The organism is Ruegeria sp. 6PALISEP08, assembly GCF_001238295.1.
In the GTDB taxonomy this organism is placed as follows: domain Bacteria; phylum Pseudomonadota; class Alphaproteobacteria; order Rhodobacterales; family Rhodobacteraceae; genus Ruegeria.
Map to the genome: position 1 here is coordinate 39611 of NZ_LGXZ01000010.1, position 25775 is coordinate 65385.

At 58.0% G+C, this 25775-nt stretch carries 25 protein-coding genes; 16 read left to right on the plus strand and 9 right to left on the minus strand.

Going from position 1 to position 25775, the window contains the following annotated elements; all coding sequences use genetic code 11:
- Positions 1-136: 136 nt before the first annotated feature.
- Positions 137-1651, minus strand: a complete 1515-nt coding sequence (locus ALB80_RS15100) for a hypothetical protein (protein WP_050605033.1) — start codon at positions 1649-1651, stop codon at positions 137-139.
- Between the two features lie 139 nt (positions 1652-1790).
- Between ALB80_RS15100 and ALB80_RS15105 the strand changes: the two genes are divergently transcribed.
- Genes ALB80_RS15105 through ALB80_RS15115 form a run of 3 tightly spaced genes read left to right on the plus strand, consistent with a single transcriptional unit; the run spans position 1791 to position 3873 of the window.
- Positions 1791-2534, plus strand: a complete 744-nt coding sequence (locus tag ALB80_RS15105; protein ID WP_050605034.1) for an SDR family oxidoreductase — start codon at positions 1791-1793, stop codon at positions 2532-2534.
- Entirely contained in the window at positions 2531-3139 is a 609-nt protein-coding gene (locus tag ALB80_RS15110) for an enoyl-CoA hydratase/isomerase family protein (RefSeq protein ID WP_050604920.1), read from the plus strand. Before ALB80_RS15105 ends, ALB80_RS15110 begins: the two co-directional genes overlap by 4 nt.
- Positions 3136-3873, plus strand: a complete 738-nt coding sequence (locus tag ALB80_RS15115; RefSeq protein ID WP_050604921.1) for a VOC family protein — start codon at positions 3136-3138, stop codon at positions 3871-3873. The genes ALB80_RS15110 and ALB80_RS15115 overlap by 4 nt, the downstream gene beginning before the upstream one ends.
- Here the strand turns inward: ALB80_RS15115 and ALB80_RS15120 are convergent, their stop codons facing one another.
- The gene (locus ALB80_RS15120) at positions 3874-4170 is read right to left on the minus strand and encodes a hypothetical protein (RefSeq protein WP_050604922.1); all 297 of its coding nucleotides are present in this window, start codon (positions 4168-4170) and stop codon (positions 3874-3876) included.
- A 48-nt stretch (positions 4171-4218) separates the two neighbouring features.
- Here ALB80_RS15120 and ALB80_RS15125 point away from each other — a divergent pair, with 48 nt between their 5' ends.
- Positions 4219-5400, plus strand: coding sequence for a TIGR03862 family flavoprotein (locus ALB80_RS15125; RefSeq protein ID WP_050604923.1), 1182 nt, complete (start codon positions 4219-4221; stop codon positions 5398-5400).
- 1 nt (position 5401) lies between these two features.
- Here ALB80_RS15125 and holA read toward each other — a convergent pair whose 3' ends face one another.
- The 4 genes from holA to ALB80_RS15145 all read right to left on the minus strand — a co-directional run bounded on the left by holA (position 5402) and on the right by ALB80_RS15145 (position 10030).
- Positions 5402-6430 (minus strand): DNA polymerase III subunit delta, encoded by a 1029-nt coding sequence (gene holA / locus ALB80_RS15130; RefSeq protein WP_050604924.1) that lies wholly within the window; start codon positions 6428-6430, stop codon positions 5402-5404.
- Complete coding sequence (gene lptE / locus ALB80_RS15135) at positions 6427-6930, minus strand: LPS assembly lipoprotein LptE (RefSeq protein ID WP_050604925.1); 504 nt, start codon at positions 6928-6930, stop codon at positions 6427-6429. The genes holA and lptE overlap by 4 nt, the downstream gene beginning before the upstream one ends.
- Positions 6917-9472: a leucine--tRNA ligase gene (leuS, locus tag ALB80_RS15140; RefSeq protein ID WP_050604926.1), complete on the minus strand. Its 2556-nt coding sequence runs from the start codon at positions 9470-9472 to the stop codon at positions 6917-6919. The genes lptE and leuS overlap by 14 nt, the downstream gene beginning before the upstream one ends.
- A gap of 72 nt (positions 9473-9544) precedes the next feature.
- Positions 9545-10030 carry a DUF3576 domain-containing protein gene (locus ALB80_RS15145; RefSeq protein ID WP_050604927.1) on the minus strand — a complete coding sequence of 162 codons (486 nt, stop codon included), beginning with the start codon at positions 10028-10030 and terminating at the stop codon, positions 9545-9547.
- Between the two features lie 281 nt (positions 10031-10311).
- On the opposite strand from ALB80_RS15145, the gene ALB80_RS15150 reads away from it, so the two are divergent.
- Complete coding sequence (locus ALB80_RS15150; protein ID WP_050604928.1) at positions 10312-11334, plus strand: porin; 1023 nt, start codon at positions 10312-10314, stop codon at positions 11332-11334.
- A gap of 101 nt (positions 11335-11435) precedes the next feature.
- On the plus strand, positions 11436-12095 hold the full coding sequence (locus ALB80_RS15155; RefSeq protein WP_050604929.1) for a YggS family pyridoxal phosphate-dependent enzyme: 660 nt from the start codon (positions 11436-11438) through the stop codon (positions 12093-12095).
- On the opposite strand, the gene ALB80_RS15160 is transcribed toward ALB80_RS15155, so the two are convergent.
- Both ALB80_RS15160 and ribA read right to left on the minus strand, forming a co-directional pair.
- Entirely contained in the window at positions 12079-12579 is a 501-nt protein-coding gene (locus ALB80_RS15160; protein ID WP_172677902.1) for a L,D-transpeptidase, read from the minus strand. The two genes, ALB80_RS15155 and ALB80_RS15160, sit on opposite strands and share 17 nt — an antisense overlap.
- Positions 12576-13667: a GTP cyclohydrolase II gene (gene ribA / locus ALB80_RS15165; RefSeq protein WP_050604930.1), complete on the minus strand. Its 1092-nt coding sequence runs from the start codon at positions 13665-13667 to the stop codon at positions 12576-12578. Before ribA ends, ALB80_RS15160 begins: the two co-directional genes overlap by 4 nt.
- Positions 13668-13829: 162 nt before the next feature.
- Here ribA and ALB80_RS15170 point away from each other — a divergent pair, with 162 nt between their 5' ends.
- The 6 genes from ALB80_RS15170 to ALB80_RS15200 all read left to right on the plus strand — a co-directional run bounded on the left by ALB80_RS15170 (position 13830) and on the right by ALB80_RS15200 (position 18262).
- Positions 13830-14516 (plus strand): response regulator transcription factor, encoded by a 687-nt coding sequence (locus ALB80_RS15170; RefSeq protein WP_050605036.1) that lies wholly within the window; start codon positions 13830-13832, stop codon positions 14514-14516.
- Between the two features lie 369 nt (positions 14517-14885).
- Positions 14886-15341, plus strand: a complete 456-nt coding sequence (locus ALB80_RS15180) for a GNAT family N-acetyltransferase (protein ID WP_050604932.1) — start codon at positions 14886-14888, stop codon at positions 15339-15341.
- Between the two features lie 291 nt (positions 15342-15632).
- The gene (locus tag ALB80_RS15185; protein WP_050604933.1) at positions 15633-16421 is read left to right on the plus strand and encodes an exodeoxyribonuclease III; all 789 of its coding nucleotides are present in this window, start codon (positions 15633-15635) and stop codon (positions 16419-16421) included.
- A 75-nt stretch (positions 16422-16496) separates the two neighbouring features.
- A complete protein-coding gene (gene trxA / locus ALB80_RS15190) occupies positions 16497-17411 on the plus strand; it encodes a thioredoxin (RefSeq protein ID WP_050604934.1) in 915 nt (304 codons plus the stop codon).
- A gap of 27 nt (positions 17412-17438) precedes the next feature.
- Positions 17439-18080 (plus strand): LON peptidase substrate-binding domain-containing protein, encoded by a 642-nt coding sequence (locus ALB80_RS15195; protein WP_050604935.1) that lies wholly within the window; start codon positions 17439-17441, stop codon positions 18078-18080.
- On the plus strand, positions 18077-18262 hold the full coding sequence (locus tag ALB80_RS15200) for a Trm112 family protein (RefSeq protein WP_050604936.1): 186 nt from the start codon (positions 18077-18079) through the stop codon (positions 18260-18262). Before ALB80_RS15195 ends, ALB80_RS15200 begins: the two co-directional genes overlap by 4 nt.
- Here the strand turns inward: ALB80_RS15200 and ALB80_RS15205 are convergent.
- Positions 18259-19521: an FAD-dependent monooxygenase gene (locus ALB80_RS15205; RefSeq protein WP_253276890.1), complete on the minus strand. Its 1263-nt coding sequence runs from the start codon at positions 19519-19521 to the stop codon at positions 18259-18261. The two genes, ALB80_RS15200 and ALB80_RS15205, sit on opposite strands and share 4 nt — an antisense overlap.
- Before the next feature lie 52 nt (positions 19522-19573).
- On the opposite strand from ALB80_RS15205, the gene ALB80_RS15210 reads away from it, so the two are divergent.
- From ALB80_RS15210 to ALB80_RS15225, 4 genes are all read left to right on the plus strand, one after another.
- Positions 19574-20902, plus strand: a complete 1329-nt coding sequence (locus tag ALB80_RS15210) for an amidase (protein ID WP_050604937.1) — start codon at positions 19574-19576, stop codon at positions 20900-20902.
- A gap of 108 nt (positions 20903-21010) precedes the next feature.
- Positions 21011-22192 carry an aminotransferase class I/II-fold pyridoxal phosphate-dependent enzyme gene (locus ALB80_RS15215; RefSeq protein WP_050604938.1) on the plus strand — a complete coding sequence of 394 codons (1182 nt, stop codon included), beginning with the start codon at positions 21011-21013 and terminating at the stop codon, positions 22190-22192.
- Positions 22193-22206: 14 nt separating this feature from the next.
- A complete protein-coding gene (locus ALB80_RS15220; RefSeq protein WP_050604939.1) occupies positions 22207-25131 on the plus strand; it encodes a DNA translocase FtsK in 2925 nt (974 codons plus the stop codon).
- Positions 25132-25170: 39 nt separating this feature from the next.
- The gene (locus ALB80_RS15225; protein ID WP_050604940.1) at positions 25171-25767 is read left to right on the plus strand and encodes an outer membrane lipoprotein carrier protein LolA; all 597 of its coding nucleotides are present in this window, start codon (positions 25171-25173) and stop codon (positions 25765-25767) included.
- Positions 25768-25775 lie beyond the last annotated feature (8 nt).

The window sequence follows — 25775 nt, forward strand, 5'->3', positions numbered from 1 at the left end:
AGCCTTGGACTGCCCGTCTCGCAAGACCCGTGGCCGGATTGTGTGATGAGGATCGTGATGAACCCGCCCTGGTTCAGAGATTTGGGCCGGGAACGGTGGAAAAAGGGCCGTAAGATACACGGCCCTTTTTCAAACTTTACTTGATGCGCTGGCCATTTGCCAGAATCTGACCATCTTCGGTGAATTCGATGGTTGAATTCAATGTGTCCGGTTCTTCGCCCGGAACCGCCATCAGACCCATCATCATCCGGGCACCCAAGGCGTCATTGTCCGAAATGATGCCCATGCTGATCAGGGTGTCGATCAACTGGTTGGCACCGACAAGTTTCAGGTTCGCAACGCCGCTTGGGCTGGGCAAGCCATCAAATTCTTCGGTGTTCGAGTTGTCGAACGCAAAATCGCCGTCACCTGTCAGTTTTGCACCGACCAGAGACACCAGCAGTTCATTGATTTTCAGAGAATGCAGCTCACCCGGAGCTTCTTCTGTCTCAAGGTCGATTTCAGGGTCGAAAATATTCATCAGAACTTTCGCCGTGCCGGTCGCATCCAGCGCGATTGTCGCGGGATCACGCGGCAGCGCGCCTGCAGGATCGAAAATGCCCCACAGCACGTCTGACATCGTGAAATCGGTCAGATTGAACCCCAGACCAAACGGCTGAACCTCGTCTGACTGTTGAACCGGGAACTCAAAGTTGAGCCCGGCATTGGCCATTGAGATCTCAATCGGGAAGGGCAGGTCTGCAGTCGTTACCGCCAGCGTCGTGCTGTTTTGGTCGATATCATAGACCAGCTTTTCGGCGTCGATGGCTGCAGCAAAGCGTCCACCTTCCGAGGTGCTGTTCATCGAGAACGCCTGACCTTCGCTGGTGCCGCTCAGATCAGTGCTGCCCGAAGCATAGGTAAAGATCCCGTCGAACGCAAAACCGGCTTCGTAAAACGCTTGCGGGTCAGAAAGATCAAATTCCGTCGGAAATACGTTTTCGCCCTCGAACGCCAGTTGGTCCAGTTGACCGTTAATCAGGCCAGTTTCGCCGCTTTCGGGATCCTGAAAGCTCATGTTGTAGGTCAGGCTGGCTGCGTTGAATGTCTGGGTGAGATCACGGTTTTCACCGATCTGCATCCGCGAGCTACCGGTCAGATCATCGGCCTCAACCGCCAGGTCAATGACGTCATCCGGAACTGTCTCGCCGTCAACCTCGACCGAGTCCAGTGACACACCGAGCGTATCGGCGGTGTAGTCATAGGTCATGTCTTCGGGCGTGCCCGAGGCGACCATGTTCAATTGGCTGTGAGAGTAAGTCACGGTAGCCGCAAAGTCGCCTTCTTCGGCTTTACCGGTGACTCTCATGGGAAAGTTCTCGGGCACTCCAATCGTCACGGTTCCGTCACCGTTTTCGGTCAGCGTCATCTCGGGCACGACCATCTGGAATTGCCCATCTTCTTCGGGCAGAGCCATTGAAAGCGTCATGTTTGAAATCGTGGTCACACCGCCCGCCGAGCTTTCGTCGCCAGTGATGGTGTAGCCCATCGAGGTGAAATAGCCTTGCCAGTTGGACCAGACATCATCAGCCGTCAGGTCGGCAAACGCACCCTGAGTGGCAACGGCATAGGCCAAAGCTGCACCACAGCTGCGGCGGAGGAAAACGGACATAAGGTAACCCTTCTTGATCAATTTGTGGCGCATGGTCGGGTTTGTGGCGGGTATCGTCAAGGGGCAAGGGCTGGACCCTTTCCCCGTTTCCGCGCTACGGCTGTTGCCGACAGCAATTGCAGCGCGTGAGGAGGGGCAGATGCAGGGTAAAACGGTTCTTATTACAGGGGCCAGCCGGGGAATCGGGGCCGAGGCAGGGCGCGTTTTTGCCGCAGCCGGAGCCAATGTGGCTCTGGTGGCGCGCAGCCACGATCAGATCGATGCTCTGGCAGCGGCCTTGGGCGATCGGGCTATCGCTTTGGCGTGTGATGTCAGCGACTTCGCACAGGTCGAACAGGCCGTGGCCACCTGTGTGGACCACTTCGGTGGGTTGGACGTTCTGATTGGCAATGCCGGTGTGATCGACCCGATCTTTCATCTCGCGAATGCTGATACAGAGGCATGGAGCAAGGCCATCGACATCAACCTCAAAGGTATCTTTTACGGGATGCGCGCTGCCTTGCCGATCATGCGGGCCGCTGGCGGAGGGAGCGTTCTCACCATTTCGTCCGGGGCAGCGTCGAACCCGGTTGAGGCGTGGAGCCACTATTGCACGTCCAAGGCCGGGGCCAAAATGCTTACGGAATGCTTGCATCTGGAAGAGGCCCATAATGGCATTCGCGCCATGGGTCTGTCACCGGGAACCGTGGCCACGGATATGCAGCGGTCAATCAAGGCCAGCGGCATCAACCCGGTCAGCCAGCTGGATTGGGATGTTCACATCCCCGCAGACTGGCCTGCACGAACGCTGCTCTGGATGTGTTCCGATGATGCGAATGAGTTTTTGGGCACCGAAATCTCGCTGCGGTTGGAGGATATCCGCAAACGGGTTGGGCTAATATGATCAATCTGACCAAAGAGGATGGCCTGTGGACCGTCACGATCAACAACCCGGACAAGGCCAACGCTTTGACAGGGGCCATGCTGACAGAGCTGGCCGAGATCGCCGAAGCCGCGACTGAAGCGAAGGCGTTGATCCTGACAGGTGCGGGCAAGGTGTTCAGTGCCGGTGCCGATCTTGACGAGGCGCGTGCCGGTCTGGCCACGTCGGATGTCTGGGAGCGCCTGTCTGGCGCCATCGCGGCGCTGCCCTGCCTGACCGTTGCGGCGTTGAACGGCACTTTGGCTGGCGGGGCCAACGGAATGGCTCTGGCCTGTGACCTGCGCATCGCGGTGCCCTCGGCCAAGTTTTTCTATCCGGTGATGAAACTGGGATTTCTGCCGCAACCCTCCGATCCAAAGCGGTTGGCGGCTTTGGTCGGACCGGCCCGTACCAAGCTGATTCTGATGGCGGGTCAGAAAATCACCGCACAAGAGGCGTATGAGTTTGGTTTGGTGGACCGGATTGTCGAGGCTGACCACCTGATGCAAACCGCACGCGATCTGGTGACGGATAGCGTCAACGCCGACCCGAAGATTGCCGCCGGAATTGCAAGGTTGTGTTCATGAGGATGTCAGCCTTGCGCCTTCGGGTCGGTGATCCGGACCGGCTGGCCGCGTTCTACCGTGACATGCTGGGGATGTCGGTCCGCAGTGAAGGTCTGAGCCATCGCGTAGGTTATGAAGGCCAGGATGCGGATCTGCTGCTGTTGCCGGGCGGCGGCGGGTACACCCACGACCGAGGTCAACGCTATTGGAAGATCGGCATCACCGTGCCGGATGTTGACCTTGCTGTCGCCCATCTGCGCGCGTGCGATGTTCCGGTGAGTGCGCCAAACCAGTTTCTGGATATCGGGTATATGTGCCATCTGGCCGACCCCGAAGGGTTCGTTATCGAGCTGCTGCAACAGGATTTCGAAGGCAACCGCCCTCCGCAAGCCGCTGATCCCGATGCGCCGTTTGCGCAGGCCCGGATCGGTCAGATCACCCTACGAACCGGGGATATCGCCTCCGAAGACTCGTTTTGGCGCGCGCAAGGTATGTCGTTGTTGTCGATGCAAGAGGTTGCTCCAAACGGCTTTGACCTGCATTTCTATGCCTTTACGCCGGAAACGCCTCCGAACCCCGATCTGTGGGCGGTTGAAAACCGCGAATGGCTTTGGAAACGACCCTATACAACGCTGGAATTTCAGCACGTTGCGGGGGCTCAATTCGCGCCTGTGCCTGATTATCAGGGCATTGAAATCGAAGGCATGTCTAAATCTCTGACCGATGCCTTTGGCGACCCGATCCTTCCGGGCTGATCACCGTACGCGCCGTTTTCCCGGAACTTTCGAACGAAAGCTGGGCGGGCGTTTTCGGACCCAGTTCAGGAACTTTTCAAGCCTTGGATGCGCGCGCAGGGCCTCGACCGTGTTGTAGTTGCGCGCCAGTTCGGCCTCGGTCAGGGTGGCATGGACTTCTTTGTGGCAGATCTGATGCAACAGAACCGTTGGTCCGCCCTTGCCTCCTTTGAGTTTTGGGGTCAGATGATGCAGGCTGCCGCCTCCGTCGGGGATTGGGCGGTCGCAAAGCGGGCAGATCGGATCGCTGTTCGTCATGATGGTTTGAAACTTGCGCCTAAGAACGGCGAAGGCAAGAGGATGTGAATGGCGCAGGCAGTGGTGATCGGAGCAGGCCCCGCCGGGTTGATGGCCGCCGAGCAACTGGCTGCCGCAGGGCATTCTGTGCTGGTCGCCGAGGCCAAGCCGTCAGTCGCGCGCAAGTTTTTGATGGCTGGAAAATCTGGGCTGAACCTAACCAAAGACGAGCCATTCGACACCCTGATCCAATCTTATGGCGAGGCTGCGGATTGGTTGCAGCCGATGATTTCCGCTTTCGATGCCGAAGCGGTGCAGCATTGGGCGCGTGATCTGGGCCAGCCCTTGTTCACTGGCTCAACCGGTCGGGTTTTTCCCGAGGCTATGAAAGCCTCACCCCTATTGCGGGCCTGGCTGGCCCGGTTGGGCGTTGCAAGGGTCGATGTCAAAACCCGCTGGCGCTGGACAGGCTGGGAAGGTGAGGCGCTGATGTTCGACACCCCGGACGGGAAGCAAGGCGTTTCGGCAGATGTCACCGTGCTGGCGTTGGGCGGGTCAAGCTGGGCGCGCCTTGGTTCGGACGGTCAATGGGCCCATGTTCTTGCCAGCAGAGGTGTAGCTCTGGCTCCTTTCGAGCCTGCAAATTCAGCTTTATCCGTTGAATGGAGCTCCCACATGCAGCCGCATTTGGGGGCAGCGTTGAAATCTGTTTGGTGGATGGCAGGCGATTTTGAAAGCCGCGGGGAAGCCGCGATTTCTGCAAAAGGGCTGGAGGGCGGCGGGCTGTATACACTCACCCCGGCCTTGCGCGCAGGGCTGCCGTTGTTTGTGGATTTGGTGCCCGATTTGGATCAGCAGATTCTACAAGCGCGCTATGCCGCGAAACGGTCGAAAGCCACCCTGTCGCAGTGGTTGAGGAAGTCGCTGAACCTATCCCCTCAGAAAGTCGCGTTGTTTCACGAGATGGCGAAACGCAGTGGCGTAACTCAGTCCGATCAGGTTGCCGCGTTGAAGAACCTTCCCATCCTGCACTCCGGTCTGCGTCCGATGGACGAAGCAATCTCGACGGCAGGGGGCGTGAAGAGGGCGTCGTTGGATGATGGGTTAATGCTGACCGCGTTGCCGGGTGTGTTCTGCGCCGGAGAAATGCTGGATTGGGAGGCCCCCACAGGGGGCTATTTGCTGACGGCCTGTCTGGCCACCGGACGATGGGCCGGTCTTGCAGCCGCAGATTGGCTGGATAAGAAGTAGTTCAACGTGATCGGGCCAGCATCGCAAGGCGGATCATGGCGCGTTCCACCAGGGCCATGGCGGGTGCAGTTTGCCCTGCGGACCGAAGCGACAAATCCGTGTCTGTCAGAACTGTCAGCGCAGTTTGCAGTTTAGGTGCACCCCACCCCTGCGCCTGCCGCAGAATACGGTCCCGTCGCTTGCCATAAACCGGTGGGCGCAGTTTTCCGATGCCCTGTGCCGCACCGCCCGGATCAGAGGCGCAGGCATAAAGCGTGCGAAAGTGTCGGGTCGCGCCAATGCACAGTGTCACGCCGTTGGTCCCCTGTGCCTGCAAGCGCCGGATCAACGGTCCGATCTCGCCCGCGCGACCATCGGCCACCACGTTTAGAACATCGTCCAACGCGGCCTCGGTCGAGCGCGGGGCGCAGGCTTCGATGTCTTCTATAGTCAAATCTGAACTGTCCCCACGTTTGTAAAGCGACAGTTTCTCAACGGTTTGGGTGAAATCACCGGGGCTAAGGCTGACGGCCAGCTCGCTTATGACAGACATGACTTCGTGGGGTATGTTCTTCAGCCCCGCCGTGGCCAGAACCCGTTCCACCTCGGCGCGGGAGGGCGGGTCGTCATAGATGCCCACCGCATAAGCTGCGGGGTGTCCTTCAAACGCTTTGCGAATTTTCGAGCTGGGTTTCAGCTGTCCGGCCGTCACGATGATCTGTGCGTCTCCGGGTGCCCAATCCTCAAGCGCGGTCAGAATCGAAGGTGCTGCGGTTTCGGTGGCGTCTTCGACAAATACCGCGCGGGGGCCTGGGAAGAAACCAACGGCTTTGACCGCGTCCAACAGCAACGCGGGGTCACCGCGCAATTCGCCACCCGGCAGGCGAGTCAGGCGCATTTCCTCTTCGGCACCGGGACCAAGCAATGCAGCCAGAACCTGCTGGCGTTTGAGTGCGACCCGCATCGCATCCGCGCCATAAATCAGCAACCCGGTCTTGTCCGCGTCCGGTTTGGTAAAATACCCATCAGCCTCGCGCGGGCTCAGCTTCATGTGGCCAGATCCGGCGTTGAATTCAGACGGTTCACGATCTGGCTCGACAGAATCACCATCAGGCGTTCTTTGGCGTCACGCTCGTCAGCCAAGGTAGAAACGGTTGAACCTGCAGCGGAATAGGCCACAAAGTCGGTCGCAGTGCCCGAAGCCACGATCTGTCCGGTTGCGTTGGACCGCAGCGTATACTGGGCCCGCCCGTCAATCGTGTACCGTTGTGTTTCATTCGTCGTGGTGATCGCAGCCCCACGCGTCACGGTCGAGACCCGCACGTCCAGTTTGTACGCGCTGACCGCGTCGGCGCTGCGGCCCAGTTGCTGTTCCAGATTCTGCACCAGAAGGTAGCTGTCGACCGTGTTCGGCTCGGACACAGCAACTTTGCCGTACAACTGCGAACCCGTTCCCCCGGGCGCATAGACCGGTTGAAAGCCACAGGCTGCGCCAAGAAAACAGGCGGCCAGCGGCATCAGCATAAGGGTTCTGCGGTTAAACAACGACATTTACGATCCGACCCGGAACTACGATCACTTTTTTGGGCGCGTTGCCATCCAGCGCCTTTTGCACAGCTTCGGTGCTGAGCGCGATTTTTTCAACCTCGTCCTTTGCCAGATCCTTGGAGACGCTGATTTCCGCGCGGCGTTTTCCGTTGATCTGGATCGGTAGGGTTACCGTGTCGTCAACCAGCATCGCCTCATCGGCGACGGGCCATGGGGCAACGGCCACCAGACCTTCGCCACCCTGATGTGCCCAGATATCTTCAGCCAGATGCGGCGTCATCGGCGACATCAGCTGTGCCAGTGTTTTGATGGCCTGTTTCTGAGCCGCAGCACCCGCCTTGGATTTGGCCAGCGTATTGGTGAAGGCATAGAGCTTGGCGATAGCTGCGTTGAAGCCAAAGCTTTCAACACCCAGCGTCACGTCGCGGATGGTTTTGTGCATCTCGCGCAGCAACTCCTGATCCCCTTCGCCCTTGGCATCGGGGTCCATCGCGCCGATTTTGTCGCACAGGTTCCAGACCCGGTTCAGGTGTTTAAATGCAGCTTCAGCACCTGCGGCAGTCCATTCCACGTCACGCTCAGGCGGCGAATCGGACAGCACGAACCAGCGCGCGGTGTCGGCACCGAAGGCTGAGATGATGCTGACCGGGTCGACCACGTTCTTCTTGGATTTCGACATCTTGGCCGAGGGGATGATCTCGACCTCTGTGCCGTCAGCCAGTTTACCGTCGGTCACGTCCTCGGGCAGGTGATAGACCGGGCGACCGTTTTCGTCGCGCGTCTGGTAGATCTCATGCGTGACCATGCCTTGGGTGAACAGGGCATCAAATGGTTCAATGGCTTTTTTCGGCAGGTGGCCAGTGATGTTCATCGCGCGTGCAAAGAATCGCGAATAAAGCAGGTGCAGAATCGCATGCTCAATACCGCCGATGTACTGATCGACATTCATCCAGTATTCGGCCTCGGCCAGATCAGTGGGCGATTCCGCGCGCGGTGCAGTGAAGCGGGCGAAATACCACGACGAATCGACGAACGTGTCCATCGTGTCGGTTTCGCGCTTGGCCGGGGCACCGCAGGAAGGACATGAACAATCCCGCCAGGTCGGGTGGCGGTCCAGCGGATTGCCAGGGATCGAGAAGTCGATGGGTTTGCCGTTGCCTTCGTCATAGGGCAGCTCGATCGGCAGGTTTTCTTTCTTCTCAGGGACCGTGCCGCATTTCTCGCAGTGAACAACGGGAATCGGGCAGCCCCAATAACGCTGGCGGCTCAGGCCCCAGTCGCGCAGGCGGTATTTGGTGACGCCTTCGCCCCAGCCAGCCTTTTCGGCGAAATCAACGGTTGCGTTAATCGCCTCGTCACCCGTCGCCTCGGTCAGGCCCGCGAAATGATTCACCCAGCGGACTTTTTCAGTTTTCGGCGGGACAAAGGCGATCTTGTCGGCCGGCGTGTCATCATCCAGCGCAAAGAATGTATCGACCACAGGCAGGTCATACTTGCGGCAGAAGTCGAGGTCACGTTGGTCATGCGCCGGGCAGGCAAAGATCGCGCCGGTGCCGTAATCCATCAGGATGAAGTTCGCGATCCAGACCGGCAGTTCCCAGTTCGGGTCCAGCGGGTGCTTGACGCGGATGCCTGTGTCATATCCCAGCTTTTCGGCGGTCTCGATGGCTTCTTCGGTGGTGCCGCCCTTGCGGCACTCCGCAACGAAATCAGCAACTTCCGGGTTCTCAGCCTCAAGCTTTTTGGCAATCGGGTGATCCGGCGAGATACCAACAAAGGATGCGCCCAGCAGCGTGTCGGGGCGAGTCGTATAGACGGTGATCGGCGCGCCGCCATCGGTCCGTTCAAAGCCAAATTGCAGGCCACGCGACTTGCCGATCCAGTTTTCCTGCATCAGACGTACTTTGGCGGGCCAGTTGTCCAGCGTGTCCAGCGCGTCCAGAAGTTCTTCGGAATAGTCGGAAATCTTGAAGAACCACTGTGTCAGCTCGCGCCGTTCCACCAACGCGCCCGAGCGCCAGCCGCGTCCGTTTTCCACCTGTTCGTTGGCTAGAACGGTCATATCCACCGGGTCCCAGTTCACCACGGCATTCTTGCGGTAAACCAGCCCGGACTTGAGCATATCCAGGAACAGCGCTTGCTGTTGGCCGTAATATTCCGGGTCGCAGGTGGCGAATTCGCGTGACCAGTCAATCGACAGGCCCAAGGGTCTCATCTGCCTGCGCATTTCGGCGATGTTGCCGTAAGTCCAGTCTTTCGGGTGGCCACCTATGGCCATCGCAGCATTTTCCGCAGGCATACCGAACGCATCCCAACCCATCGGATGCAGAACGTTGTGGCCGGTTGCCAGTTTGTGCCGCGCGATCACGTCACCCATAGTGTAGTTGCGCACATGCCCCATATGGATTCGGCCAGATGGATAAGGGAACATCTCAAGCACATAATACTTTGGCTTGTCCGCCTTATGGCTGGCGGTGAAGATTCCAGCCTTGTCCCAGGCCTCTTGCCATTTTGCTTCGATTTCGTTGGCCGAATAGCGCGACATTGTGCGGTCCTTCGTGAATGAAAACGCCGGGTGTGAACCCGGCGTGGTAATATTGTGATTTTCGGCGGGTTGCTAGAACTTGTTGTCCGCGATGCGCAACTGGCGCGCGCGAGAGAGGATCGCATCCTCGACCGCACGGGTGGTTGACGCGCTTACGGGAGCTCCGCCGCTGGATTGCAGCGCAACGGACAAGGATCTTGCAGCCAACGCCGGGTCGCTGATGTGGACAGTGGCGCGATACGAGCGCCCGCCGCCCGGAGGGGTGCCGTAACCCGTTACAATGACACCGGTAAACGGATCGACCTCTTGTACGGGCAGGAAGCTCAGCACATCCAGAGAGGCCGCCCATATATAGCGGTTCACATTTGTAACCTGCTCGGCTGTGCTGCGGTCGAAAATGTCCCAAATGGTCGAACGGTTGGGGTCGTTCAGTTCACGCTCGTCAGAGTTGCCGCCAGCAAGATTGGGGGTGTAGGTCGTCGAGGCGCTTTGATTCTGTCCACATGCCGAAATAGCGGCGGTCAACATGATCAATCCCAAAATCGTCGGCAGGCGCATTGTAAACAGGTCCTGTTTCACTTGTTGTGCAGTATTCAAGGGATACTCCTAGCCAAGGACCCCCGCTGCAACAACCCTATTCTTCTGAATTCCCGGTGTACTGCTGGTTTGGCGAGAAAACCGACTGTGGCATCCTTGCACCAATCTGACCTCAATGAGGCGGCAGCGTTTATGCCAAGCTTGCGCTTTGGGGGCAAAAAGAGCGAAACGGTGTCCGTGCTGAGACATATGCTGAGGCATGTGTCGAGTAGATAACTCTTTTTGAAACCGAGGGAAACAAGATGAAAAAAGTTCTCTTCGCATCGACGGCGCTGATCGCGACCGCAGGCGTTGCAGCAGCTGAAGTTAACTTCAGCGGTTACGGCCGTTTTGGTATTGGCTACGTAGAAAACCGTAGCGGTACCATTCCGAACATCTCCACTTCGGGTGGCGTGATCACCACCGTCAACTCCGCATTAGTTCAAACTGACGACGCGATCCTGGTCTCGCGTTTCCGTCTGAACATCGACGGCATCGTTGAAACCGACGGCGGCGTCCGCTTCGAAGGCCGTGTTCGTCTGCAAGCTGACGAAGACAGCAGCACAGGTGAAGCAAATGCTGCTGGCCTGAACGGCGCGCGCTTCTCGGTCATCTACGGTGGTCTGCGTGTTGACGCGGGCAACGTTGCAGGTTCGTTCGACAACCTTGCAAACTACTACGGCAACGAAGTAGGTCTGGAACTGTTCGCAGGTCAGTATTCGGGTGTTAACTATAACTTCCTGGCTTACTCGTCGACCGGTTCGGGTGCGAACGCTGTGTTCTTCCAGTACGCCGTTGGTGACTTCGCCTTTGGCGCATCTTACGATCAAGCGACCGTAGGTATTAACGGTGCACCTGTTGACGCTGACCGCTGGGATATCAGCGCGACGTATACCTTCAACAACATCACCGCTGCTATCGCGTACGGTCAGACCGACGCTGGCATTGCTGGTGTTAGCGATCCGAGCCTGACCGTTCTGACCCTGGGTGGTGAATGGGGTGACTTCGGTGGTACTCTGTTCGTTGCAGACGACGCAACTCAGGTTGCAGCAACTGACGGCACCGCATGGGGTCTGTCGGCAACCTACAACGTTGGCGCCGCAACAACCCTGATCTTCGCCTACGGCGACGGTAACGCATCTGCTGACCTGCAGCAGGTTGCTCTTGGCGCCATCTACGACCTGGGTGGCGGTGCATCGCTGCGCGGTGGTATCGGTGTAAACGACTGTGACAGCTGCGTCGACTCGACCGTCGTCGCTGACTTCGGTGCTCAGTTCAACTTCTAAGCTGATCTGAACCGCAAGGTTTAAGGGCGGGTCTTCGGACTCGCCCTTTTCTTTTGCGCCGACTTGGTGTTTTGCTGCGCCAAAGACAGATTGAGGATCCCATGTCGCTGCAAGACATCACCGCACGTATCGCCAAAGCAGAAGCGAAATCAAAGCGCCCATCGGGCTCTGTCAAACTGATCGCCGTGTCCAAAGTGCAGCCCAATGAACGGGTGCAGGCAGTTTTGGAACAGGGGCACAGGTGTTTCGGTGAGAATCGAGTGCAAGAGGCCGCTGGCAAATGGCCAGCCTTCAAGGAACGGTTCGAAGGAATTGATCTGCACCTTATTGGCCCATTGCAGACCAACAAAGCCCGGCAGGCGATGGAGTTGTGCAACGCGATTCATTCAGTGGATCGGCCCAAACTGGCCCAAACTCTGGCACGTTTGGCACAAGAGATGGGAACCTGCCCGGACCTGTTCATTCAGGTCAACACAGGTGAGGAAGAGCAGAAGGCTGGTATCCTTCCGGCCGAAGCGGATAGCTTTTTTGCTGAATGCACGGCTTTGGACCTGCCGGTGCGCGGTCTGATGTGTATCCCTCCTCTCGACGAAGAACCCACGTTGCACTTTGCGCTTCTGGCGAAGATCGCGGCGCGCAACGGGCTGGAAGGATTGTCGATGGGCATGAGCGGCGATTTCGAGCAGGCCATAGCCTTGGGTGCGACCCACGTACGCGTGGGTTCGGCCATCTTTGGAGAACGGGTCAAACCTCAGGAATAATCAGACGCGTTCCAAGGGCAATGCGCCCCGCGATCCAGTATAAATGGTTCCGGCGAAAGGCAATGCAGCCTTCGGTCGGATATCCGGGCCTGCGCCATTGGTGCAGAAAGATCGCTGATCCCCTGCCAGGAACGGCGTTCGGCCAGTTCCAATCTGTCAACAGGACCAAATCGTAAAGCGGATCAGCCCGGCGCAGTCTTTCGTGACTGAAGGCATGCGGGACGGACACCATTTGATTGTAGTGGCTGTCCGAAACGTCGTCTGACCACAAGTCCTGAGGTCCAATCGGACGCGCCCAGGAACTGGGCGTCACAATCCTGTCAGCACGGTAGAGCATCCCAACAATTCGATGGCATCCGGTGGGAGTCGCCCCATCACCTTCACGCTTTGAATTGCTCAATCCCCCTTTGCCAATGGAGCAGGGGAAGGTCCTGCCCAGAAACCGAACGCCGCGCGGGGTCAGCACCAGATCGCCTGGTGTCACAGCAGATGCCCTGATTTCGCTGCTTTTGTGGCCAGATACTCCCGATTGTGGGCAGTTTCGCCCACTTTCAAAGGCACACGTTCGGTCACAGCAATCCCCGTCCGCTCCATCATTGCGATCTTGGCGGGGTTGTTGGTCAACAGGCGTACCGAATTGAAACCCAGGGACGTCAAAATGTCGGAGCCCAATCTGAAATCCCGTTCGTCATCCTCAAAACCCAACCTGTGGTTCGCCTCGACCGTGTCAAAGCCCTGATCTTGCAGGAAATAGGCTCGCATCTTGTTGGCAAGCCCAATGCCGCGGCCTTCCTGATTGAGATACAGAAGAACGCCAGCACCCTCAGCGCCCATCTGCGCCAGAGCTCCGCGCAATTGCGGACCGCAATCGCATTTCAGGCTGCCCATCAGATCGCCCGTGAAACAGGCCGAATGCAGTCGGGCCAGCACCGGCTTGTCGCGATCCGGGCGACCGATTTCGACCGCGTAGTGTTCCTCGCCGCCATCTTCGGGGCGGAATATGTGCAAGCGACCCGCCTCGGACACTTCCATTGGAAGGCGCGCGGCCACCACCTCGTGCAGAGCACTTCGGTCTGCCAGATGAGGTACGGCGCGTGTATGATCGATGCATGTCAGGCCATGTGAGGCGGCAAATGCCCGCCCGTCCTCGACCGGTACGACGACTGCCGCAGGAAGAATGCGCGCGGATTTTGCCAGCGCAATCGCAATGCGATGCAGGTTGGCGTTGCCTTGCCGCTCGGTCATTAACGGGCCTTTCATCGGCGCGTTCAGATCGTCCGAGGGATCGGCCACCGCCTGAACCCAATTGATATCTGCATCCGCCGGAAGCGAAACCCGCGCCAAATCTCCGTCATAGGCCCGTGCCTTGAGGGTTTCGGCTCTCCGTCCTGTAATGGCCACTACCGGAGCCCCGAGGTTTTTCAGATCAGCCAGGCGCTGCGGGGTGAGAGTTTCCGCTGAAACAGCAAGAACACTAAAGCCGCTATCATCGGTCAGCGCTACTGGTACACCCATGCGCAGATCAGCCCGGGCGCGGGCCAGCAATTCAGTGATATCGGGGATGAGACTCATCTATGTTACCCTGTAACGTTCAGCCATTCTCCTAGCTCTTTCGAAAGGAAATGTGAAACATTTCTGTTAACTCTGACACGAACGCGTGAAACCGTTGCAGCAAATCTTGTTGATTGCGTATTCCACGCGCAAGTGATGGAAAAGCGTTTGGAGGACCGGGAAATGGCTCAACTCAAGAAAATCCTGTTGGTGGATGATGACGAGGATCTGCGCGAGGCGCTCAGCGAGCAACTTGTCATGACCGAGGATTTCGATGTGTTCGAAGCCTCTGACGGAAGCTCGGCGATGGAACGTGCGCGCGAGGCGATTTATGATCTGGTCATTCTGGACGTGGGCCTGCCGGACACCGACGGGCGAGAGCTGTGCCGCCTGATGCGTAAACAAGGCGTAAAAAGCCCTATCCTGATGCTGACCGGTCATGACAGCGATGCTGACACAATTCTGGGACTGGATGCAGGCGCGAATGATTATGTCTCGAAACCCTTCAAGTTTCCGGTGCTTTTGGCCCGCATCCGCGCTCAGCTTCGCCAGCATGAGCAATCGGAAGATGCCGTCTTTGTGCTTGGCCCGTATACGTTCAAACCAGCGATGAAGATGCTGATCACCGAAGAAGATCGCAAAATCCGTTTGACCGAGAAGGAAACGAATATTCTCAAATTCCTGTATCGCTCGACCGACGGGGTTGTGGCACGGGATGTGCTCCTGCATGAGGTTTGGGGATACAATGCCGGTGTCACCACGCATACGCTGGAAACTCACATCTACCGCCTGCGTCAGAAGATTGAGCCTGATCCATCCAATGCGCGCCTTTTGGTCACAGAATCTGGTGGATATCGGCTGGTGTCTTAACTCGTTGTGGATTGATGTGGATCAAAGTGATACTCTTAAGTCATAATTAGGTTACTCCCAACCCGCGCATGTCCGGGTTATGACATGCACCTCCCTGTTGGACTGCCGGGCCGAATGGCCCGGCTTTTTTTGTCAGGGGTGGCGAGTTGAAGTCCGCTTTGAGCCCAATGTTACCGATGCTGCGCCTCGAAAGAATGTCTGCAATAGTGATGGGATCATCTGATCCGACAATTCCGGCAGGACACACCATGAAGTTTGTGAACCCGTTTCCCTTTGTGAAAGACATAGAGAAGTTCGAATGCTTCCAGCCCGCTTTCGCCATATCTGCTAGTTCTTCGATGTCGCATGTCCCGGGATAGGTTTGCCGCGATGAAGTCGCTCAAAATCCGACAGGCAACTGTTGCCGATGTAGTTCCGCTCAGTGGGCTGATCCGGCGCACAATTCGCGTTTCAAATTCCAAGGACTACGATCAAAAGTCAATCGATATGCTGTGCGCGATTTTTGAGTCGGAGCCGGTCGCCGGAAGAATTGAAAACGAGCTAATTCTTCTTTGCTTCATGGGCACCGAACTCGTTGGAACGGTGGGGCTGAGAGATAACTATCTGCGTTCAATGTTCGTGGACCGTGGGTATCAGGGGCGAGGGTTGGGCAAAATGCTGGTTTCAAAAATTGAAGAGGAGGCGCGACAAAGGGCAATCCCGGAAATGATGCTTCATTCCTCACTGACCGCGCGGGAGTTTTATTTGGCTCTCGGCTATGAATTTGTGGAATTGCAAACGTACCCGGAAGGACCATTCGTCTTGATGAGAAAGCCGCTCGAATAGAAACTTCTGGGAATCAAAAGGAAGGCACGAAGCGCGATGGCCAGACAGCTCAACGAGCGCCTGAGAAAGACCTTGCAATACGAAACGTTGGCAAAAAAGTTTGCCCGATGTGTTGCGACCACCCGTTGAATCATCAGCATAGAGCAGACATTCGTTTCCGCGATGCCGACGGCTGTTTTGTCCCGCAAAGCTGACAATAAACAATCCGCATCTGTTCTGCGCCCTTTTCTCGTGGCACCCGGTTCCGCACCACGCTAACCTGCGCCAATCGCGACAGAGGAATCCCATCCCATGCCCTTTACCCTTGCCACCTGGAACATCAACTCGGTCCGCCTGCGTGAGCCGATCGTGCTGAAATTGCTGCAGGAAGAGGCACCGGATGTTCTGTGCCTGCAGGAATGCAAATCGCCAGTGGAAAAGATTCCAACCGAGGGGTTTGCCGAACTGGGCTACACCCACATGGTTGCACGGGGGCAAAAGGGCTATAATGGCGTTGCCATCCTGTCGCGTCTGCCGATGGAAGAAGTCGGTGACAAGGATTTCGCGAATCTGGGCCATGCGCGTCACATTGCCGGGCGGTTGGAAAATGGTGTCACGATTCACAACTTTTATGTTCCGGCGGGCGGCGATGTGCCAGACCGCGAAGTGAATGAGAAATTTGGCCAGAAGCTGGATTACCTCACCGACATGCGCGATTGGTTCCATGCGGAAAAGCCGGAAAAATCCGTTCTTGTTGGCGATCTGAACATCGCCCCGCGCGAGGATGATGTCTGGTCGCATAAACAACTGCTCAAGGTAGTTTCGCACACTCCAATCGAAGTCGAGCACCTAGCCGAGACGCAGGATGCAGGCGGTTGGGTCGATATCACCCGGCAGGATATTCCCGAAGGCCAACTGTATAGCTGGTGGTCCTATCGCGCGCGCGACTGGGACGCGGCGGATAAGGGGCGGCGGCTGGATCATGTCTGGGCCACGCCGGATATTTCCAACGCGGGCCATTCCAGCCGTGTTCTGCGGGATGCGCGCGGGTGGGAAAAGCCCAGCGATCACGCCCCGGTCTTTGCGACCTTCGACATCTGAGATGAAACTCTGCCCTTGGTTTCTGCCACAAGCGACTGCATATAGGGCGCGAGTTCGAACGAAAGAGTGATTGCCATGGACCTTCTGAACGGCGCAGATGCCCCCGCCACCGATCTGATCAAAGACGGGAGCGAGGCCACTTTCATGGCCGATGTGGTCGAAGCTTCGCAAGAAATACCAGTTATTGTTGACTTCTGGGCGCCCTGGTGCGGCCCGTGCAAGACTCTTGGCCCGCTGCTAGAAGAGGCCGTCACTGCCGCGAAAGGCGCGGTGAAGATGGTCAAGATCAACGTGGATGAGGCGCAGATGATCGCGTCGCAATTGCGTATCCAATCGATTCCAACAGTTTATGCCTTTTCCAAGGGCCAGCCGGTCGATGGGTTTCAGGGTGCTTTGCCGGGGTCCGAAATCAAAGCGTTTGTCGACCGCGTGATCGAAGCTGCAGGTGGTGAAAGCCCGGGCGGCCAGTTGGATGATGCCGTGCAAGCTGCCGAAGACATGCTAACCGAAGGCGCAGCTGCGGACGCGGCACAGACCTTTGCGGCTATTCTGGGCGAAGACCCAAACCACGCAGCGGCCTATGGCGGGTTGGTTCGCGCCCATATCGCCACCGGCGATCTGGAACAGGCCGAGGCGATCCTGAACGGTGCTCCTGCCGAGATTTCGGCATCCGCCGAGCTGGAGGCTGCACATGCACAGCTTGAGCTGGCCAAACAGGCCGCGGATGCAGGTCCTGTTGCCGAGTTAACGGCTGCTGTTGAGGCTGATCCTGACAACCACCAAGCTCGGTTCGATCTGGCTCAGGCCCTGCACGCCAACGGGGATGTGGAAGAGGCCGTAACGCAACTGCTGGAGCTGTTCCGCCGGGATCGTGAGTGGAATGATGGCGCGGCCAAAACCCAGCTTTTCACCATTTTTGATGCACTCAAGCCCAATGATCCGATTGTTCTGAACGGACGTCGCAAGCTCAGCTCGATGATATTTGCCTAATCTCTGATCAGAGCTAGAATTGGGTACATGATGCATCCCGCCGACCTGCCGGATACGGTATCCGTTTTTCCATTGCCCGGGGCACTGCTGTTGCCCCGTTCGCGCCTGCCACTTCACATCTTTGAACCGCGTTATCTGCAGATGCTGGACGACGCGCTGAAAACCAAGGAAAGGCTGATCGCAATGGTTCAGCCGAACCCTTCAGTCAGCGACGAGGACAAGCTGCACCGTATCGGATGTGCCGGGCGGGTGACGCAGTTTTCCGAAACAGAAGATGGTCGGTACCTGATCACGTTGACCGGTGTGTCGCGGTTCCGCATTGCGTCCGAGCTGGACGCATTCACACCCTATCGCCGGTGCGCTGTCTCGTGGAACGGCTTCGACCGGGATCTTGGTAGGTCCGAAAAAGATGACGGGTTCAACCGCACCAAGTTTCTGAACTTGCTGGAACGTTTCTTTTCGTCCCGGCAGCTGTCCACTGATTGGGATTCATTGAAAGACGCAGACGATGAGTTGCTTGTGAACTCTTTGTCGATGCTTATGGATTTCGACCCTGAAGACAAACAAGCCCTGCTCGAGGCCCCCTGCCTGCGCACCCGGCGCGAGACATTGGTGACACTGATCGAATTTGCCATGCGCGGCGGATCGAACGAGGAAAAACTGCAATGACCAACCCCGACCATGCATTTGACCGCCACATGCTCGAAGCGCTGATCTGCCCGCAGACACACACGACACTGCACTATGATGTTGAAAAGCAAGAGCTTGTGTCCAAAGCAGCAGGACTGGCCTTTCCCATCCGCAACGGGATCCCGGTCATGCTGATTGATGAGGCGCGGCAGCTCGACTAGATAGGCCGCCCTTGCAACAGCTTGGGCAGGTCTCCGGTCAACCCGGCTGCTTCCCTGACAAAGCCGCGACGCAACCCGGGCAAAGAGCCGACAACTCCCATGCCAATATCTCGTCCAAGGCGCAGTAGGGGGTTATCGTTGGAAAACAGCTTGTTGAAGACATCCGTCGCCATCGCAAGCGAGGCAGTGTCAAAGCGACGCCATTCCTGATACCGCTCTAGCACCATGGTCGATCCGATATCCTCGCCGCGCCGCCCGGCCAGTGTCAGAACCTCGGCCAAGGCCCCGACATCGCGTAGACCGGCATTCAGCCCCTGACCGGCGATGGGATGCATTCCGTGGGCGGCATCCCCGACCAGCGCCATGCGGATGCCGACAAAGGAATTGGCGATGGTCAGGTTCAACGGGTATGTGAAACGATCACCAGCAAGGTGGATATCACCCAGAAAATCGCCAAACCGTGGGCGCAGCACCTGCAGATAATCTTCTTCGGGTAGGGCGTTGATCCGGGCCGCGGTCTCGGTGCGTTCGCTCCAGACGATGGAGCTGCGATTTCCGGTCAACGGCAGAATCGCCAGCGGGCCGGGCGGCATGAAGAACTGATGGGCAATGCCGTTATGCGGCAGATCATGATCGATGGCGCAGACCAGCGCCGTTTGGCCATAGTCCCAACCGGTGCGTTTGATACCCGCCCGCGACGCGGTGCCGCTGCGGCGGCCGTCACAGCCGACCAGCAGGCCGCCTTGCACGGTTGTGCCGTCGTCCAACGTTAAGGTCACTTCGGTGGCGTCGGTCTGTTGGGATACGACGGTCTTACCGCTTACCTGAGTGATGCGCGGCTCTTCCGCCATCGCGTCCAGAAAAGCCCGGCGCAGATGGCGGTCTTCGACCATAAAGCCCATCGGGCCTTCTTCGATCTCGGCATGGTCAAAATGCATGAAAAAGGGTGATGGCCCTGTTCCGGCATGGCCGTCTGTAACCTTGATTTCCAGCATCGGCTGAGCGTGTTCCGCAACACGATCCCACACGCCGATGGCATCCAGCAGGCGTTGCGACGCCAGGGCCAGCGCATATGCACGTCCGTCAAATGCCGCATTCTTGCGAACTTTCTCAGCCAGCGCATCGATCACCGTGACCGAGTGACCGGTTTGTGCCAGTGCTAGCGCCAAAGCGGGGCCGTTCAGCCCGCCGCCCACGATCAGAATATCAGATGCCTGTGTCATGCCCTGCAATATGCGCGCCCTTTCGGGATTGTCCATGTGCAGTCCTGTCGCTACCGTCCCCTTAAGCCGAAAAGCAGGAGGGGGCAGGATGCAGGATTGGTTGACCATGACCGCGTGTGATTTGGGCCGTGGCATTGGGATGGGTCAGATTGATCCGGTCGAGCTCACCGAGACCTATCTTGCGGCCATCGACGCCCACCCGCATCGGGACCGCATCTATGCCCGCGTCACCCATGATCGCGCCCGGTCTGAAGCTGAAGCAGCAAAGCAGCGCGCCAAATTGGGCCTGCGACGGTCTTTGCTGGACGGGGTCCCGATCAGTTGGAAAGACCTGTTCGACACTGCAGGAACCGTAACCGAGGCGGGCTCGGCTCTGTTGAAGGATCGCGTGCCGGATGCGGATGCGCTGGTGTTACGCAACGCGACGCAGATGGGCACCGTCTGTCTGGGCAAGACGCATATGAGCGAGTTGGCCTTTTCCGGGCTTGGGCTGAACCCGATCACCGAAACTCCGCCCTGCATACATGACGAGGCAGCCGTGCCGGGTGGGTCGTCTTCGGGGGCCGGCGCTTCGGTTGCCTGGGGTCTGGCGGCTTGCGGAATCGGATCGGACACCGGCGGGTCGGTCCGAATCCCGGCGGCGTGGAACGATTTGGTGGGGCTGAAAACCACTGCCGGGCGGCTCAGTCTGGAAGGTGTGGTGCCGCTCTGCTTGCGTTTTGATACGGTTGGGCCTCTGGCGCGGTCGGTCGAGGACGCCGCGCAAATGCTGGCTCTGCTCGAGGGCGGAATGCCTGCCGATCTGCGTGGTGCTTCGGTCAAAGGTCGCCGCTTTGCCGATTTGCAAAACATTGCCAAGGACGACCTGCGTGATACGCCCCGCAAGGCGTATGAGGATGCCCTTGCTAAACTTGCGGATGCAGGGGCCGAAATTGTGCCTTTGGAGGTGCCTGCACTGAACGAGGCCATGACCCTGACCAGCATCGTTTACACCACCGAGGCCTATGGACTGTGGCGCGATGTGATCGAGGCCAACCCCGAGGCGATGTATCCCGAGATCCTTGAACGTTTCCGCATCGGAATGGAGTTTTCCGGCCCCGACTATGTGTCCGCTTGGTCCAAGCTCAAGGCTTGCCGCACCGCGTGGGATGCAGCAACCGCCGGGTTTGATGCCGTTCTGGCCCCCACTGCACCGATTCTGCCGCCCAATCTGGAGCGGCTGATGAATGACCACGACTATTACGTGACCGAGAATCTGCTGGCCCTGCGCAACACGCGGATCGGCAATCTGATGGGTCTTGCAGCGCTGAGCCTGCCCACTGGAACCCCCAGTTGCGGTCTGATGATGCTGGGCTATCCCGGCTCGGAAGAGGCGCTTTTGCGGCTGGGTTCAGCGGCGGAATCGGTACTGGCCTGAATGCCACAATCCCCTGATTCGGAACCTCTTTGTCTGGACGGGGAGGCGCACGGACTGTAATCTGCTAAAAAAACGGGGCGCAAATGACCCCGATATTGAGGCAGTATTATGAATTTCCCCGAGCGGTTTTCGAACCTACCGGCTTATGCATTCCCGCGTCTGCGCGCCCTGTTGGATCATCACCAGCCGGGCGGTGACGTTGTTCACATGACCATTGGCGCACCCACGCATGATTTTCCGGCCTGGGTGACCGATGTCATCATCGAAAACGCCGCCGGGTTTCAGGGGTATCCTCCGAACGAAGGCTCGGAAGACCTGCGTGGTGCGATCACAGACTGGATTTATCGACGCTATGGGGTCCAGATGGACCCGGATGCCAATGTGATGGCACTGAACGGCACCCGTGAGGGGCTGTACAACGCCGCCATGGTGCTGTGTCCTGAACAGAAGAACGGCCAGCAACCGATCATCCTGTGCCCGAATCCGTTTTATCAGGTTTATATGGTCGCCTCGCTTTCGGTAGGAGCGCAGCCCTTTTTTGTGCCTGCCACCGCCGCGACGGGCCATCTGCCGGACTATGCTGGTCTGCCTGCGAATGTGCTGAATCGCACCGCCGTGGCCTATATTTGTTCGCCTGCCAACCCGCAGGGGGCTGTTGCCTCTCGCGAATATTGGGTCGAACTGATCCGTCTCGCCGAGCAATACGATTTCCGCATTTTCGCGGATGAATGCTATTCCGAGATTTACCGGGACAAGGCCCCGACAGGTATTCTGACCGTCGCGCAAGAACTGGGCGCTGATCCTGAGCGGATCACGTTGTTCAACTCGCTTTCCAAACGCTCAAACCTGGCCGGGTTGCGGTCGGGCCTGATCGCGGGTGGGCCTGAGACGATCAAACAAGTCAAGCAATTGCGTACCTATGCCGGGTCGCCTCTGCCGCTGCCCTTGCAAGCTGCCGCAGCAAAGGTCTGGGCAGATGAGGAGCATGTTCAGGAAAACCGTGCGCTGTATCAGGAAAAATACGCCATCGCGGATCAGGTCTTCGCGGGGGTACAGGGTTACATGTCGCCAGAGGCCGGGTTCTTTTTGTGGCTGCCGGTCGAGAATGGCGAAGACACTGCATTGAAGGTCTGGAAGGGCACCGGGGTTCGAGTTCTGCCGGGCGCATATCTTTCACAAGGTGATCCGGGGAATAACCCGGGCAAAGGCTTTATCCGGGTTGCGTTGGTGGCCCCAAAAACAGAGTTGCAGCGTGGTCTGATCACACTCCGCGACTGCATCTATTCGTGAGGTACGAGGGCAAAATGGCATCATATAACGCGCGCAACCGCGATCCATTGTTGGACAGCACCACGCAGGCCGCTTTGGAGCGACGCAGTAAGGAACTGATCGGTATCGCCTTGATCCTGCTGGGTTTGGCTGCGGCGGCGATGATCTGGTCCTATACGCCCGATGATCCGAACTGGATGGTGTCGACCGACGCCCCGGTACAGAACTGGATGGGACGGATTGGCGCGTCGATCGCAGCGCCCTTGTTCATGATCGTGGGGTGGGGCAGCTGGGGCATTGCGCTTGTTCTGATCGGGTGGGGTTTGCGTTTCGCGGGCCACTTCGGTGAAGACCGGGCCATCGCACGGTTGATTTTTGCCCCGATCTGGATTGCCGTTGTCTCGGTCTACGCCGCGACCCTTGTTCCCGATGCCGAATGGCGCGCAACCCACAGCTATGGGCTGGGCGGTTTGTTTGGCGACACTGTCATGGGAGCGTTGCTGACACTGTTGCCGATCTCTTCACATTTTCTGGTCAAGCTAATGTCATTGGCCATGGCGGTCGGCATGATTGCGCTGGGCATTTTTGTTTTGGGCTTCACCAAAACGGACGTGAAACGTGGTTTCCACGCCTTCCTGCTGGGCCTTGTGATGTCCTATGACATGCTGATGACCCTGATGGGGCGCGGTGCGGCGTCGGCGGCGCAAGCGGCACGGGATCGCCGAGCGCAGTGGGAAGAACGCAAACTTGCGCGTACTGAGGCGGAAGAGGCCATTTATGAAGACGATCTGGCCTACGCTGATCCAATCTTTGAAGCCCCCGAGCTGGAAAGCCCGGAACCTGCGGTGAAAGGCGGACTGCTGTCGCGCATGCCGTCGCTTATCCGCCGCCCTGACCCTATGCCCGAACCTGAACTGGTCGATCCTGAACCAATCGCGGGCTTTGATGAGATGCCGGGCGAGGATCGCATCCGGTCGAAAATCTCGGCCGCTGTACGCAATCGCAAAGTGGCGGCAGGTGAGATGACGCCCGAGCCGGACCCGAACCTGCCTTTGACCAAAGGTCGAGGCCGCCGCCCTGGTCCGCTGATCCTGAATACAAGCCAGCCGGATGGTCTGCCGATGGAGCCACCGGTGACGGCTGCGGGCTTGCCGTCCGAGCCTCCGGTTTCGGCGGATGTCACTGCAGAGTGGCAAGATCCCGCACCGACGGGATATGCGCCGGAGCCGATGCTGGATCATTATGCGTCTGAGCCGGAAGTAGACGACGCCCCGGTCTTCGAAGATGTTGAAGAGCCCGCACCGCAGCCGCGACCTGCAATGAAAATCCCTGTGGCCGAACCGCGAAAACCCGTGGTTGCCCAACCCGTGCGCCGCACGCCGCAGCCATCCCGTCGGGCACAGGCCGAAGCGCAACCGGCGTTGTCGTTTGAGGACAAACATGCCGATTTCGAACTGCCTCCGCTGGGATTGTTGTCGAATCCGGCCAGCATTCAGCGCCATCATCTGAGTGATGAGGCGTTGGAAGAAAACGCGCGGATGCTGGAAAATGTTCTGGATGATTACGGCGTCAAAGGTGAGATCGTCAGCGTTCGCCCCGGTCCGGTTGTCACCATGTACGAGTTGGAACCGGCTCCGGGTTTGAAAGCCAGCCGCGTGATTGGCCTGGCCGATGACATTGCGCGTTCGATGTCAGCGCTGTCGGCACGTGTTTCAACCCTGCCGGGACGCTCTGTCATCGGCATCGAGCTGCCCAACGAAAACCGCGAGATGGTGGTTCTGCGCGAAATTCTCGCCAGCCGTGACTTTGGCGATGGCAACCATGCACTGCCTCTGGCACTGGGCAAGGATATTGGTGGCGAATCCGTTGTGGCGAACCTGGCCAAGATGCCTCACTTGCTGATCGCAGGGACCACCGGTTCCGGTAAATCGGTGGCGATCAACACGATGATTTTGTCATTGCTGTACAAGCTGACACCGGATGAATGCCGCCTTATCATGATCGATCCGAAGATGCTGGAACTTTCGGTTTATGACGGCATCCCGCACCTGCTCTCGCCTGTCGTCACCGACCCGAAAAAGGCGGTCGTCGCGCTGAAATGGGTCGTGGGTGAGATGGAAGACCGCTATCGCAAGATGTCCAAAATGGGTGTCCGCAATATAGCCGGTTACAACGGTCGCGTGAAAGACGCGCTGGCCAAGGGCGAGCTGTTCAGCCGCACGGTACAGACCGGCTTTGACGATGAAACCGGCGAGCCAACCTTTGAGACCGAAGAATTCGCACCCGAAGCGATGCCCTATATCGTCGTGATCGTCGACGAAATGGCTGACCTGATGATGGTTGCAGGCAAGGAAATCGAAGCCTGCATCCAGCGTCTGGCACAGATGGCGCGGGCCTCGGGCATTCACCTGATCATGGCCACACAACGCCCTTCGGTCGACGTGATCACCGGTACAATCAAGGCCAACTTCCCGACGCGGATTTCATTCCAAGTGACCTCGAAAGTCGACAGCCGCACTATCTTGGGTGAAATGGGCGCTGAACAGCTTCTGGGGCAGGGCGACATGCTCTATATGGCTGGCGGGGCCAAGATCACCCGCTGCCACGGGCCATTCGTCTCAGATGAAGAGGTCGAGGAAATCGTCAACCACCTGAAACAGTTTGGTCCGCCAGACTACGTGAACACGGTGCTGGACGGCCCGGCTGAGGACAAGGCTGACAATATCGACGCTGTTCTGGGTCTGAGCACCGGCGGCAATACAAACGGAGAGGATGCCCTGTATGATCAGGCGGTGGCGATTGTGATCAAGGATCGCAAGTGTTCGACCTCTTACATTCAGCGAAAACTTGCCATTGGCTACAACAAAGCTGCGCGGCTGGTTGAGCAGATGGAAGACGAAGGCGTTGTTTCTGCGGCAAATCACGTCGGTAAGCGGGAAATCCTCGTCCCCGAGCAGTAAGATATTTAATAACAAGGGCAGAAGGCCTATCTGTACGGCATGAAACAGATCGCTTTTGCCCTTGCTTTGACACTGGCCGCTCCTGCCGCATGGGCGGCGGATAAGCTGCCGCTTTCGCAGATTTCGAATTACCTGAACGGATTGAAAACGGTTGAGACGACTTTCACGCAAGTGAACGATGACGGATCGTTGAGCACCGGTAAGCTGTGGATGCAGCGCCCGGGCAAGATGCGGTTCGAATATGACCCCCCCAATAGCGCAGTTGTTTTGGCACGTTCGGGCAGTGTTCAGATTTTCGATCCGAAATCCAACCAGCCCCCCGAGCAATACCCGCTGAAGCGTACGCCGCTGTCCATTGTATTGGCGCGGAATGTGAACTTGGGTCAGGCCAATATGGTCGTAGGCCACAGCTTTGACGGCACAGCCACCGTGGTCACGGCACAAGACCCCAAGAACCCCGAGGCAGGTCGGATTGAGCTTATGTTTACGGACAACCCGGTCGAGCTGCGCAAATGGGTGATTCACGATAACGCTGGTGGGCAGACAAGCGTTCTGCTCGGTGCGCTGAATGAAGGTGGGCGCCTCGATCAGGGCTTGTTCTCGAACAGAAAGAGGGTCGGGTCAGGCAATCGCTGACCCGCCCG

What these genes read in the sequence shown, in the direction of transcription:
- ALB80_RS15145 (WP_050604927.1), bottom strand. Translation starts at nt 10,030, where the DNA reads ATGCGCCTGCCGACGATTTTGGGATTGATCATGTTGACCGCCGCTATT.
- ALB80_RS15125 (WP_050604923.1), top strand. Translation starts at nt 4,219, where the DNA reads ATGGCGCAGGCAGTGGTGATCGGAGCAGGCCCCGCCGGGTTGATGGCC.
- ALB80_RS15155 (WP_050604929.1), top strand. Translation starts at nt 11,436, where the DNA reads ATGTCGCTGCAAGACATCACCGCACGTATCGCCAAAGCAGAAGCGAAA.
- ALB80_RS15205 (WP_253276890.1), bottom strand. Translation starts at nt 19,521, where the DNA reads ATGGACAATCCCGAAAGGGCGCGCATATTGCAGGGCATGACACAGGCA.
- lptE (WP_050604925.1), bottom strand. Translation starts at nt 6,930, where the DNA reads ATGTCGTTGTTTAACCGCAGAACCCTTATGCTGATGCCGCTGGCCGCC.
- ALB80_RS15170 (WP_050605036.1), top strand. Translation starts at nt 13,830, where the DNA reads ATGGCTCAACTCAAGAAAATCCTGTTGGTGGATGATGACGAGGATCTG.
- ALB80_RS15110 (WP_050604920.1), top strand. Translation starts at nt 2,531, where the DNA reads ATGATCAATCTGACCAAAGAGGATGGCCTGTGGACCGTCACGATCAAC.
- ALB80_RS15115 (WP_050604921.1), top strand. Translation starts at nt 3,136, where the DNA reads ATGAGGATGTCAGCCTTGCGCCTTCGGGTCGGTGATCCGGACCGGCTG.
- ALB80_RS15200 (WP_050604936.1), top strand. Translation starts at nt 18,077, where the DNA reads ATGACCAACCCCGACCATGCATTTGACCGCCACATGCTCGAAGCGCTG.
- ALB80_RS15105 (WP_050605034.1), top strand. Translation starts at nt 1,791, where the DNA reads ATGCAGGGTAAAACGGTTCTTATTACAGGGGCCAGCCGGGGAATCGGG.
- ALB80_RS15225 (WP_050604940.1), top strand. Translation starts at nt 25,171, where the DNA reads ATGAAACAGATCGCTTTTGCCCTTGCTTTGACACTGGCCGCTCCTGCC.
- ALB80_RS15100 (WP_050605033.1), bottom strand. Translation starts at nt 1,651, where the DNA reads ATGTCCGTTTTCCTCCGCCGCAGCTGTGGTGCAGCTTTGGCCTATGCC.
- ALB80_RS15150 (WP_050604928.1), top strand. Translation starts at nt 10,312, where the DNA reads ATGAAAAAAGTTCTCTTCGCATCGACGGCGCTGATCGCGACCGCAGGC.
- ribA (WP_050604930.1), bottom strand. Translation starts at nt 13,667, where the DNA reads ATGAGTCTCATCCCCGATATCACTGAATTGCTGGCCCGCGCCCGGGCT.
- ALB80_RS15215 (WP_050604938.1), top strand. Translation starts at nt 21,011, where the DNA reads ATGAATTTCCCCGAGCGGTTTTCGAACCTACCGGCTTATGCATTCCCG.
- ALB80_RS15220 (WP_050604939.1), top strand. Translation starts at nt 22,207, where the DNA reads ATGGCATCATATAACGCGCGCAACCGCGATCCATTGTTGGACAGCACC.
- ALB80_RS15185 (WP_050604933.1), top strand. Translation starts at nt 15,633, where the DNA reads ATGCCCTTTACCCTTGCCACCTGGAACATCAACTCGGTCCGCCTGCGT.
- ALB80_RS15180 (WP_050604932.1), top strand. Translation starts at nt 14,886, where the DNA reads ATGAAGTCGCTCAAAATCCGACAGGCAACTGTTGCCGATGTAGTTCCG.
- holA (WP_050604924.1), bottom strand. Translation starts at nt 6,430, where the DNA reads ATGAAGCTGAGCCCGCGCGAGGCTGATGGGTATTTTACCAAACCGGAC.
- leuS (WP_050604926.1), bottom strand. Translation starts at nt 9,472, where the DNA reads ATGTCGCGCTATTCGGCCAACGAAATCGAAGCAAAATGGCAAGAGGCC.
- ALB80_RS15195 (WP_050604935.1), top strand. Translation starts at nt 17,439, where the DNA reads ATGATGCATCCCGCCGACCTGCCGGATACGGTATCCGTTTTTCCATTG.
- trxA (WP_050604934.1), top strand. Translation starts at nt 16,497, where the DNA reads ATGGACCTTCTGAACGGCGCAGATGCCCCCGCCACCGATCTGATCAAA.
- ALB80_RS15120 (WP_050604922.1), bottom strand. Translation starts at nt 4,170, where the DNA reads ATGACGAACAGCGATCCGATCTGCCCGCTTTGCGACCGCCCAATCCCC.
- ALB80_RS15210 (WP_050604937.1), top strand. Translation starts at nt 19,574, where the DNA reads ATGCAGGATTGGTTGACCATGACCGCGTGTGATTTGGGCCGTGGCATT.